Origin of the sequence: Bradyrhizobium sp. Tv2a-2, from assembly GCF_000472425.1 — a bacterium.
Taxonomy (GTDB): domain Bacteria; phylum Pseudomonadota; class Alphaproteobacteria; order Rhizobiales; family Xanthobacteraceae; genus Bradyrhizobium.
This window is the reverse complement of record NZ_AXAI01000014.1, coordinates 35,537-46,890: the sequence shown is the minus strand read 5'-3', so window position 1 is coordinate 46,890 and position 11,354 is coordinate 35,537. Positions and strand designations below refer to the sequence as shown.

The 11,354-nt window shown below is 63.8% G+C and carries 11 protein-coding genes; 3 read left to right on the top strand and 8 right to left on the bottom strand.

All coding sequences use genetic code 11. The features are described from left to right. Positions 1-10 precede the first annotated feature (10 nt). The 3 genes from A3AI_RS0126880 to A3AI_RS0126870 all read left to right on the top strand — a co-directional run bounded on the left by A3AI_RS0126880 (position 11) and on the right by A3AI_RS0126870 (position 3,609). Positions 11-964, top strand: coding sequence for a hypothetical protein (locus tag A3AI_RS0126880; RefSeq protein WP_024518562.1), 954 nt, complete (start codon positions 11-13; stop codon positions 962-964). Positions 965-1,229: 265 nt separating this feature from the next. Further along, complete coding sequence (locus tag A3AI_RS0126875; RefSeq protein WP_024518561.1) at positions 1,230-1,934, top strand: cysteine hydrolase family protein; 705 nt, start codon at positions 1,230-1,232, stop codon at positions 1,932-1,934. 16 nt (positions 1,935-1,950) lie between these two features. Then, the gene (locus A3AI_RS0126870) at positions 1,951-3,609 is read left to right on the top strand and encodes a hypothetical protein (protein ID WP_024518560.1); all 1,659 of its coding nucleotides are present in this window, start codon (positions 1,951-1,953) and stop codon (positions 3,607-3,609) included. 54 nt (positions 3,610-3,663) lie between these two features. Here A3AI_RS0126870 and soxA read toward each other — a convergent pair whose 3' ends face one another. From soxA to A3AI_RS0126830, 8 genes are all read right to left on the bottom strand, one after another. Next, positions 3,664-4,434: a sulfur oxidation c-type cytochrome SoxA gene (soxA, locus tag A3AI_RS0126865; RefSeq protein ID WP_024518559.1), complete on the bottom strand. Its 771-nt coding sequence runs from the start codon at positions 4,432-4,434 to the stop codon at positions 3,664-3,666. Further along, on the bottom strand, positions 4,431-4,751 hold the full coding sequence (soxZ, locus tag A3AI_RS0126860) for a thiosulfate oxidation carrier complex protein SoxZ (protein ID WP_024518558.1): 321 nt from the start codon (positions 4,749-4,751) through the stop codon (positions 4,431-4,433). Before soxZ ends, soxA begins: the two co-directional genes overlap by 4 nt. Further along, positions 4,751-5,227 (bottom strand): SoxY-related AACIE arm protein, encoded by a 477-nt coding sequence (locus A3AI_RS0126855; RefSeq protein WP_024518557.1) that lies wholly within the window; start codon positions 5,225-5,227, stop codon positions 4,751-4,753. The genes soxZ and A3AI_RS0126855 overlap by 1 nt, the downstream gene beginning before the upstream one ends. Before the next feature lie 13 nt (positions 5,228-5,240). Beyond that, the gene (gene soxX / locus A3AI_RS0126850; protein WP_036049760.1) at positions 5,241-5,669 is read right to left on the bottom strand and encodes a sulfur oxidation c-type cytochrome SoxX; all 429 of its coding nucleotides are present in this window, start codon (positions 5,667-5,669) and stop codon (positions 5,241-5,243) included. Positions 5,670-5,688: 19 nt separating this feature from the next. Beyond that, the gene (locus A3AI_RS0126845) at positions 5,689-6,966 is read right to left on the bottom strand and encodes an NAD(P)/FAD-dependent oxidoreductase (RefSeq protein WP_024518555.1); all 1,278 of its coding nucleotides are present in this window, start codon (positions 6,964-6,966) and stop codon (positions 5,689-5,691) included. Positions 6,967-7,022: 56 nt separating this feature from the next. Continuing rightward, complete coding sequence (locus A3AI_RS0126840; RefSeq protein ID WP_024518554.1) at positions 7,023-9,206, bottom strand: xanthine dehydrogenase family protein molybdopterin-binding subunit; 2,184 nt, start codon at positions 9,204-9,206, stop codon at positions 7,023-7,025. A gap of 15 nt (positions 9,207-9,221) precedes the next feature. Continuing rightward, on the bottom strand, positions 9,222-9,671 hold the full coding sequence (locus A3AI_RS0126835; RefSeq protein ID WP_024518553.1) for a (2Fe-2S)-binding protein: 450 nt from the start codon (positions 9,669-9,671) through the stop codon (positions 9,222-9,224). Between the two features lie 163 nt (positions 9,672-9,834). Next, positions 9,835-11,235, bottom strand: coding sequence for an MFS transporter (locus tag A3AI_RS0126830; protein WP_024518552.1), 1,401 nt, complete (start codon positions 11,233-11,235; stop codon positions 9,835-9,837). Positions 11,236-11,354: the final 119 nt, after the last annotated feature.

Here is an 11,354-nt window from a genome sequence, read left to right as displayed (position 1 = left end):
GAGAAATGTCATGGCATCACGCTTGTTTGGGACCAAGATCGAGGAAACCGACACCGAACTGGTCGGGCCATGGCGGGCGCCGCGCCAGATGCTGCAGGCGCAAAGCTACGATTCGCACGCCTCGATCCACGATGATGCCACCGCGCAAAAGCTCGGCTTCCAGGGCGGCACCATCGAGGGGCCGACCCATTTCAGCCAGTTCGTCCCGCTCTGTGTCGAGCAATGGGGCATCGAGTGGTTTCGCACCGGCTGCCTCTCCGCGCATTACCGCAATGCCGTGTTCGAAGGCGAGGAGGTGGAGGCCATCCTGGCGAAGCCGCATGATGGTGTGCGGCAAGGCGAGATCAGGATGATCAAGCGCGACGGCACCGAAGTATTGCGTGGCACCGCGTCGGTCGGATTGAACGCACCGCCTACGGCGCTCGAGCTGCGGCTGGGCGAGCTCAAGCCGCTCTCTGATCCAGTGATCCTGTGCGACCTCAAGCTTGGCATGAGAACGCAGCGTCAGCGTGTGCGCATGGCGTTCGACCAGAACATGGGCGAGCTCTATCCGTTCTCGTTGCGTCAGAAGCTCGAGGTGATCACCGAGGACTCGCTGCTCTATTCGCGCACATCGGATAATCCGTTCGGCCGGCCGATCATCCCGATGGAGATGCTGAGCGTGCTGTTTCAATACAAGGCGAGGGAGGACCGCCTGCCGTCGCGCGGCCCGGCTGTCGGCCTGTTCGCAGACCAGGAGATCAGGCTTCTCAACGGGCCGCTGTTTGTCGATCAGGAGTATGAGCTGGAGCGCGAGGTGGTGGCCATGAGCGGCAGCCGCCGCACCGAAAGCCTCTGGGTGCGCACCACGGTGCTTGATCCGGCGGCGGGTGCCTCGCCGATCGCAACCATGCTGCTCAACCACGCCATCCTGAAGGACTCCTACGCGCGTTACGCGCAGGACTACGCCGAGCTTTATCCATAGCTTTTCACCTGGGGAGCGCCGGTCTCTGCCGCTCATTTCACTGGCGACGGAGAGGTGCGTGCATGCAATTCGCGCTCAACGAATGAGCAAGCGCGTCGCGCCGCGGCTTCGCACACGGATTGAGCAACCCGAGGTGCCGCGCTCAAGCGGTTGAAAACACGCGAGATTCCGACATCGCGTTGCGCCGATCCGAATTGTACACAATGGCACGGCGCTTGCTTCACTTGATTTTGAGAGTTCTGTCGCGCAGGGGGCGCGGATTGCCATGTTGAACTCAGGACAGGCTTCAATTGCAACTGTCGTTGCGGAGCCCGAACCGGTCGAACTGGACTGGACTGCAACCGCGCTCGTCATCATCGACATGCAGCGCGACTTCATGGAGCCGGGCGGCTTCGGCGAGACACTCGGCAACGACGTCTTGCGGCTTGCCACTGCGGTGCAGCCGATCGCCAACCTGCTCGGCATGGCGCGCGAGATGGGGATGCTGGTCGTCCACACTCGCGAAGGTCATCTGCCTGATCTGTCGGATGCGCCGCCGGCGAAGGTCGAGCGCGGCGCGCCATCCTTGCGCATCGGCGATCCCGGTCCGATGGGACGGATCCTGATCCGCGGCGAGCCTGGCCACGACATCATTGCCGATCTCTACCCGCTCGACAGCGAGGTCGTGATCGACAAGCCGGGCAAGGGCGCGTTCTACGCTACCGAACTCTCCGACGTGCTGCAGAAATACGGCATCGAAAATCTCCTGGTGTGCGGCGTGACCACCGAGGTCTGCGTCAACACCACCGTGCGCGAGGCCAATGACCGCGGCTACCGCTGCGTCGTCATCTCCGATGGCTGTGCCTCCTACTTCCCCGAGTTCCACGACATGGGCCTGAAAATGATCAAGGCCCAGGGTGGCATCTTCGGCTGGGTCACCGACTCGGCCGCGATTCTGAAGGCAGTGAATGCGGAGACAGCGATAGTTTAGCAGCGGGAGCATCAGGATGAGCACGAGCGGGACGGCGACATCAGCGCCGGCCGGTTTCAAGCCGGTGGTCTGGACGTCGGGGGATTGGAACGCGTTTTTCGGATTCGGCACCAACATTCTGGTCAACATGCTGGTGCTGACGGGGCTGTTGCGCTTCGTCTTGAAGGTGCCTGATTCGATCGTGTTCGGCCGCATCCTGCCCGCGCTCGGCCTGATGATGTGCCTGTCCACTTTCTATTACGCATTCCTCGCGTATCGGCTGGCGCAGAAGACCGGCCGCAACGACGTCTGCGCGCTGCCTTCGGGCATCAGCGTGCCGCATATGTTCATCGTCACCTTCGTGATCATGCTGCCGATCGCGATCAAGACCGGTGATCCGCTGAAGGGCTGGTCGGCGGGTCTGGTCTGGGTGTTTTTCCAGAGCTTCATGCTGATGATCGGCGGCTTCATCGCGCCGATCGTGCGCAAGATCACCCCGCGCGCCGCGCTGCTCGGCACCCTCGCCGGTGTCTCCGTCACCTTCATCTCGATGCGGCCGGCGCTGGAGATGTATGTGACGCCGCAGATCGGTCTCGTCTGCTTCGCCATCATCCTGGTGAGCTGGTTCGGCGGCGTGAAATATCCGAAGGGCACTCCGGCGGGCCTGGTCGCGATCGCGGCCGGCATGATCATCGGCTGGGGCTCCAATATTTTCGGTCTCGGTCTCGGCGGATTGAGCATCAAGGGCGTAGGTGACGCCTTCGCAAATTTCGGCTTCTCGGTGCCGATCCCGGCAGTCAACTACATCTTCTCCGGCTTTGAATATCTCGGCATCATCCTGGTGACCGCGGTGCCGTTCGGCATCTACGATCTCGTCGAAGCCATGGACAATGTCGAGAGCGCTGAAGCGGCGGGCGACGAATATCCGACCACGCGGGTGCTGACCGCCGATGGCGTCGTCAGCCTGATCGGCTGCCTGATGGGCAATCCCTTCATCAACGCGGTCTATATCGGCCATCCCGGCTGGAAGGCGATGGGCGGGCGGATCGGCTATTCGGCTGCGACCGGCGTGATGGTGATCGTGCTGTCCTGGTTCGGCATCATCTCGGTGCTGCTGGCGCTGGTGCCGGTCGTCGCGATCCTGCCGATCCTGCTCTATATCGGCATGCTGATCGGCGCGCAGGCGTTCCAGACCACGCCGGTCAAACACGCACCTGCGATCGTGCTCGCGCTGACGCCACACCTTGCGGCCTGGGCCAAGCTCATGATCGATACCGGCATGGCCTCGATGACGAGTGCCATGCAGACGGTTGGCGGGCTCTCGCCGGAGAGGCTCGCCGAGGTCAAGACCGCGGCGATCATGTCGTTGCCGCAGCAGGGCGTGATCTATCACGGCCTGGAGGTGATGGGCGGCGGCTCGATCCTGACCGGCCTCATCCTCGGTGCGATCGGCGTGTTCGTGATCGAGCGCGACTTCGTCAAGGCATCGGCGTTTGCATTTGCCGGCGCCGTGCTCACCTATTTCGGCTTCATGCATGGCGAAGCCGTCGGCATCGGCAACGGTCTCGGCGTGTCGCCTGCGCTGGCATTCTCGTATGCGGTGGTTGCGGCGGGGCTATTTGGGCTCAGCAAGCTTGGCACCAGCGAGCATTTTGTGTCTCATCCGGAGATACCGATGGCAGCGCCGGCCGAATAGGCGCAGGCGGCCTGAGAACGGGACGAACGGGCCGCCTGGTGCGGTCCGCTCTTTTCACGGCCGCACCGCCGGCGTCTCGACCGGCATGCCGCCCGCGCGCGACATCAGGTAAAGCTCGAGCTCGACAAGCTCCGGCGCGCCGTAGCTGAACGCCTGCGCGCGAATTCCGGTCATGCAGCCGCGCAGGCGGCGCGAGAGCGAGCCGAGCGTCTGCCATTCCAGCCGGTACATCGGATAGCCCGTCGGCTGCCCCTGCGTGATCGCCGATCCCGCCAGATGCTTGTCCCAATTGTCGTCATGGCAATTGGCGCAGGCGAGATTGAGCTGGCCTTGCCGCTGCATGAACAGCGCGCGGCCCCTGGCAAGGAACGGCTCAAGCTGCGGGTCGCTTGCCGGCGCAATCGGCATGCCGCGCGACTGATGAGCGATGAAGGCCGTGAGCGCGAGCAGGTCGTGGCTCTCATAGTCGAGCGCGGGCGCCTGCTGTTGCGCCGTGCGGCACAGGTTGATGCGCTGCTCGAGATCGACCGGGCGGGCGAGTGACTTGTCGAAGGCCGGGTAACGGGCTGCCACGCCCTTCATGCTGGCCTTGGCGCCGCCATGGCAATCGGCGCACGCCTTGTTCGCCGTGCCGATTGGCTTGTTCCAGAGCGCCTCGCCGTCAAGTACCCAGAGCATGCCGGGATTGGACGTGTCGTCGTCCTGCATGGCCTTGGTGTCCGGCGCCATGAAGCTATAGCCGGAGCGGCGCTGCTGCTGCGGAATCTCGCCCGCAGATGCGCTGACGAGCAACAACGCTGAAACGATCGCGCCAATCCCTCTCATTCGACGGTGATCGCCGCTGATGCGGTCTGCGAAAATCCGTTGTCGCCGATCCATTCGAATGCGAACGTGCCGCTCTCATTTGCCGTGGTGAAGAACGACAGATAGGGATTGGCGGCAATCGCCGGGAACATGTCGGCGCGAAAGATCTCGCGGCCATTGTAGCGGCATGTGAAGCTTGTGATGATGTCGCGCGGGATCACCTCGCCCGCGGCAGTGCGGCGGTAGCCGGTCTCCATGATGTGCGAGGTCAGTGCCCGGATCTCGATGACGTCGCCGCGCTTGGCCCGCTTGGGAACATTGATCAAAGCGGAGGCCATCACAACTCCTCCGTACAGGCTGCGAGCGTCACCACGACATCGACGCTGGCCGACCAGAACGAGCCGTCCGACATCTGCGCGATCGCCACCACCTTCTGGCTGTCGGCCAAGCGAATACGGGTCGAAACCTGGGCGCGGCCGGCCGCCGGGCCGAGATAGAAATTGCCGATATAGGGCTGGGGATTCTTCTCATTGAAGACGTGGATGCTCCTGACGTAGTCGTCCGCGGTCATCGGGCTCGTCACACTCACCGTCATCGGCACCGTGTTGCCATTCTCGACCAGCGGCGGGATGTCGAGCTTCACCCTGCCGGTGCGCAAGGAGGCTTCGCCGACCACGTTGCGGATCGCGGCATTGAGCATTGCCGGTGTTGCGTCCGCCGGTTGCAGCGTGATGCGCACCATCGCCCCAGCAAGCGCGGTGCCGCCGGCAGCCTTGAGAAAATAGCGTCGCGTGGATCGGTCTTTGCCGGGCATCTCGTTCGGCACCCTAGTCGCGCAGCGTTGCTAGATAGGCCACAATATCCTCGATTTGTTCCGCCGAGAGGATCGGCTTGTCGCGCCAGCCCTGGCCGACCCGCACCAGCCCCTCCAGACGATAATAGGAGGGCATGATCGTCACGGGATTGAGCCGAGAGGCATCGACCAGCCTCAAGCGAAGCTGGCTGACGCTCCAGCGGTTGCCTGCGCCTGCGAGGTTCGGCGCGAGGTCGCCCTGGAACCGAATTTCCGGGAACGGTCCGGAGTGGCAAAGGATGCAGGTGCTGGCGCGATCGAGCACGAGGGCGCGGCCGTGTGCGGCGTCACCCGCCTTGCCTGTCAGCGAATCCGGAATGCCGTCGCCGATAACGGTGAAAGGCGCCAGCGCTTCGGCCTTCGCCGTCGCGCCCAACGCTGGGGCGAGGGCAATGGCGAGCAGGAGGAGAGGATGCAGCCGGCTAGCCAAAGGTCTCCTCCGTGATGGTTCGATACCAGCTCTGCGCGGCCTCCGCCTCGCGTGCGCGCACCTCGCGCGGCGCATCGAGCGCGCTGGTGCCGCCGCCTTCGATCTCGGCGAACATATCGTCCTTCGGCTGATAGAGGCCAGCCAGCGAGAACGCATAGCCGGGCGCCACCGTGTCGTAGCAAATGCCGGTGAGTCGTGGCGTCTCGGGCGCCTTGCCCGCAAGACCATTCACGATCGCCCTGGCGCAGGCCCTGCCTTGCGCGCTCGCGGCCGCGGCCGATTTCGGAATGCCGCCGCCAAGGCAGGCATCGCCGATCACATGCACGTCGGGCAGAAGCTTTGACGCAAACGTCATGGGATCGATCGGACACCAGCCGGTCTTGTCGGCGGCGCCCGCGACTTGCGCAATGCGGCCGGCGCGCTGTGGCGGGATCACATTGGCAACCTGCGCGACGTGGTCGCCGAATTCGGTGACGATGGTGTTGGTAGCAGGATCGACCGCGGTGGCGCGTCCGCCATCCGATAGCGATATCCGTTCGATCATGCCGTCATAAATCTCGTGCCAGGCCTTCTCGAACAGGCGTTGCTGCGAAAAATTGTCCTTGGCATCGAGAATGAGCACCTTCGAGCGCGGCTTGTGCTGCTTCAAATAATACGCAATCAGGCTCGCCCGTTCATAAGGTGCAGGCGGACAGCGTAAGGGGTTCGCGGGGACCGCGATCGCAACCACGCCGCCATCATCCATGGACTCGATCTGTCGGCGCAGTAGCAGCGTCTGCTCCCCGGCCTGCCAGGCATGCGGCATCTTCCGTGACGCGGCCTCGTCATAGCCGGACAGGGCGTCGAAGCGGACTTCAATTCCCGGCGCCAGCACGAGACGGTCATAGGAAAGCGTGGACCCGTCCGCGAGCGTGACGCGGTGGACCTGGGGATCGACCTTCGCCGCGGCGTTGGCGACGACATCGATTCCGGCCGCCGCGATCTTCTCGTAGCCAAATTGCTGGGCGCCGATGTCGCGCAGGCCCGCGATCACCTCATTGCTGAAGGGGCAGGCAGTGAAGACCTTGTTCGGCTCGACCAGCGTCACCTGGAGCTTGGCGTCGAACTGCTTCAAGGCACGTGCACAGGCGGCGCCGCCGAATCCGCCGCCGATGACGACGACGCGAGCGGACGTTTGCGTACGCGCAATCGACGGCAACGCCAGTGATGCCGCGAGCGCCAGCCCGCCGCGAATGGCGTTCCTTCGCCCGATCTCGCGCACTGCATTCATCCACATGGTCCGAAAGGATAGGGCGGCGGCTCGCGAAGAGCCACCGCCTCGTTCAGCTAGGCAAAGCTGATATTCTGGTCCCGCAGTGGCACCGAGCGAAGCCGCTTGCCGGTGGCCGCGAAGTAAGCATTCAGCACCGCGGGCGCCCCCACGCTGATGGTGGGCTCGCCGACGCCGCCCCAGAACCCGCCGCTCGGCATCACGATGGTCTCGACCTTCGGCATCTCGGCAATCCGCATCGAATTGTAGGTGTCGAAGTTGGTCTGCTCAATGCGGCCGTCCTTGACGGTGCAGCCGCCGTAGACGAGGGCGCTGAGACCATAGACGAAAGAGCCTGCGGTCTGCCGCTCGATCTGTGCGGGATTGACGGCATAGCCGGGATCGATCGCGGCAACCATCCGGTGCACCTTGATCTTGTTGCCGTCGACAACCGAAATCTCGGCGACGCCTGCGACATACGTGCCATAGCTCGCGAACTGCGCTAGCCCGCGAAAAACGCCCTGCGGCGGCGGCGTGTCCCAGCCGATTTTTTCCGAGACGGCATTGAGCACGGCCAAGTGCTTCGGATGTTGCGCCATCAGCTTGCGGCGGAAGGCGAGCGGATCCTGGCCCGCCGCATGCGCGAGCTCATCGATGAAGCATTCGAGATAGATCGCGTTATGATTGACATTTACGCCGCGCCAGAAGCCCGGAATGATGTGCGGATTGCGCATCGAATGCTCGATCAGGATATTCGGGATCGAGTAGCCGATCGCTGCCTCGCCATTGGCGTTGAGACCGGCGAAGGTCGCCGGGTCCTTGCCGTTGACTAGCGCTTCCGGGCGCAGGCTGAACAGGATGGACTGGCCCGAGATGCGCATGTGAAGTGCGGTCAGATTGTTGCCGGCATCGAAGCCGGCCGTCATCTTGCATTGCGTGATTGGATGATAGCGGCCATGGGTCATGTCCTCTTCGCGGGACCACAATAGCTTGACGGGCGTGCCGGGCATCTGCTTGGCTATATCGACCGCTTGACGAACGTAATCGGTCTGACCGCGCCGGCCGAATCCGCCGCCGACGAGATGCTTGTGAACGTCGCATTTGTCCGCCGGCAGGCCAGAGCCCTCCAGTACCGCGGCCAGCGCAGCTTCGCCATTCTGGGTGCCGCACCACACCTCGCATTTGTCCGGAGTGTAGAGCGCGGTCGCGTTCAACGGCTCCATCGCGGCGTGGTTCTGATAGGGATAGCTGTAGACGGCTTCGACCTTCTTGGCCGATCCCGCCAGCGCACCATTCACGTCGCCGCTTTGATTGCCGACATAGGCCGGGCCGGACTCCAGCCCTTCCGCCAGCCACTTCGCGATCGTGGCGCTGGAGACCTTGGCGTTCTCGCCTTCGTCCCAGACGATCGGCAGCGCGTCGAGCGCGGTCTTGGCGTGCCACCAGGTATCGGCGACGACGGCGACGGCGCTATCGCCGACCTTCACCACCTTCTTCACGCCCTTCATGCCGGCGATCTTGGCTTCGTCGTAGCTCTTCACCTTGCCACCGGTGACGGGGCAATCCTTGATCGCGGCATTGAGCATGCCCGGCAGCTTGAGGTCGATGCTGTAGATCACCGAGCCTGTGGTTTTGTCGGCGGTGTCGAGCCGCTTGACGCTCTTGCCGATCAGCCTCCAGTCCTTGGGATCCTTCAGCTTGACGTCGGCCGGCGGCTGCAGCTTTGCGGCAGCTTCCGCCACCTTGCCGTACGTCGTCGTCCTGCCTGAGGCGGTGTGCGTAATGACACTGTTGGACGCGGCGCACTCGGCCACAGGCACTTTCCATTCGTTCGCCGCCGCCTGCAGCAGCATCACGCGAGCGATGGCGCCGCCCTTGCGAACGTAGTCCTGCGAGGTACGGATGCCGCGGCTGCCGCCCGTCGAGTAATCGCCCCAGACGCGCTTGCGCGCCACGTTCTGGCCGGGCGTCGGAAACTCGGTCTGCACTTTCGACCAGTTGCACTCGAGCTCCTCGGCTACGAGTTGCGCAAGCCCGGTCAGCGTGCCCTGGCCTATTTCGGAACGAGCGATGCGGATGACGACGGTGTCGTCGGGTCGGATCACAACCCAGGCGTTGACTTCGGGCGAGCCGTCAGCGGCGCGGACGACGCTGGGGCCGCCGAAGGGAAGATCGAGGCCGATCGCAAGGCCAGCACCGACGCTGGCTGCGCCGATGACAAAGGCGCGACGATTGAGTTGAGGCAAAACATGCTTGTTCATGATCAACCCTCCTTCTTATGCGTTCGCGATCGCGTGGATCGCTTCGCGCACCTGCTGGAAGGTGCCGCAGCGGCAGATATTGGTGATGGCGTCGTTGATGTCCTGGTCGGTCGGCTTCGGATTGTCCTTCAGAAGCGCGGTGACCGCCATGATCATGCCGCTCTGGCAATAGCCGCATTGCGGCACGTCGTGGTCGATCCAGGCTTGCTGCACTTTGTTGAGGGTGCCCTCGGCGGCGAGGCCTTCAATGGTCGTGATCTGCTTGCCGGTTGCTTCGCTCACGGTCACGCCGCAGGAGCGCATCGCAACGCCGTCAACATGCACAGTACAGGCACCGCATTGTGCAATGCCGCAGCCATATTTCGTCCCAGTGAACCCGACATTCTCGCGGATCGCCCATAAAAGAGGCGTATCCGGTTCGACGTCGATCGTGAAAGTCTTGCCGTTTATTGTGAGGTTTGCCATCGCAGATCCCCTGATTGGCCCAATCCACCGAGTGGGCTTCGCGGGGGGAGTTGTGCGCCAAAATTGGAATGGTTCAAATCAATATTCTGCGCTCGCGAGTGCGAGAATAAAATTGGGCGAGACGGGAAGAAAGATAGCTGACCGGTGTTAGCCGCGTCTTACACTAGGCATTGCGCCGCGGTTGGACCGTCAGGCGCAGGAAGCTCACGAGGCTGCCAACGGCGGCAAAGCCGGCACCGAGTGCCAGCGCGACGGTCGCGCCATTATGGCCTGCCAGCGCAAAACAGAAGGCGGCCAGCGCCGCCCCCGTGGTCTGCCCGATCAGCCGGGCCGTTGCCACGATGCCGCTGGCACTGCCGCTGCGATGTGGCGGGGCGCTGGACATCAGCGCCTTCATGTTCGGTGTTTGGAATAGGCCGAAGCCAACGCCGCAGATCATCGTGCGCCAGACGATATTGGGGATGCTCGGGCTCGCCGGCAGAAGCGCAAGCAACAGCATGCCTAGTCCCAACAGGACGAGGCCAAGGCCGCCGAGCGCGCCGGCCGAGTAGCGGTCGGCCAGACGCCCGCCGATCGGCGCCATGATCGCGACCACCAGCGGCCAGGGCGTCATGAAGAAGCCAGTTTCGACCTGCGAGCGGAGCAGAACGTCCTCGAAATAGAAGGGCAGCGACACGAAGGCGAGTCCCTGCACAGCGAAGGAACAGACCGCGGTCGCGGCCGACAGCGCAAACAGCGGCTGCCGGAACAGGTCGACGGGCAGCATCGGCGCCGGATGGTCGGCATGGCGCTGCGTTAGGACAAAGCCGAGCAACAACGCCGCCGCAAGCTCCGCCACGACCACCACAGGCGAGGTCTGATGCCCCGCACTACCGATGCCGACAATGAACAGGGTGAGGCACACCGATGCCAGCAGTGCGCCCGGAAAATCGAACTTATGCGCGCTGCGCGGCGTCGCCGGCAGGGTCTTCATACCGATCAGGATGGCGATGACGCCGAAGGGAATGTTGATCGCAAACAGCCAGGGCCAGGAGCCGACCGCCAGAATGCCGGAGGCAATCGTCGGCCCGAACGTGAAGGCGGTGGCCACGACCAGCGCATTGTGGCCGAAGCCGCGGCCGTGCATGCGGCTCGGATACACGAAGCGGACGAGCGCGGTGTTCACGCTCATGATGCCGCTGGCGCCGAGACCCTGCAGTGTCCGCGCCACCAGTAGGCTGTCTAGCGACCAGGCAAGCGCGCAGCCGAGCGAAGCCAGGGTGAACAGGATCAGTCCGCCGAGATAGATACGTTGATGGCCGACGATCTCGCCCAGCGCGCCGAGCGGCAGTAGCGTTGCGACCAGCGCGATCTGGTAGACGTTCACAACCCAGACCACTTCGGCAGGGCTGACATGCAGCTCTGCCGAGATCGCAGGCAGCGCGATGTTGGCGATCGCCGTATCCAGCGAGGCCATGGCAAGCGCGGTAAAAATCGCGGCTATCGCCCAGCGCCGCCGCTCCCACGGCAGGCCGTCGGTCACCGGGGTCGCGGGGGCCTTGGCGGCGTTTCGATCGACGAACATTCTGAGAAAGATTCTCCGCGGCCGACGGCAAATGCGAGGTTGGCCGCAATCATCTAGTACGACCGTGCGCCGCACCACAGCCGTATCGATGCATGAGGCCCATGCGATCGGGACGCGCC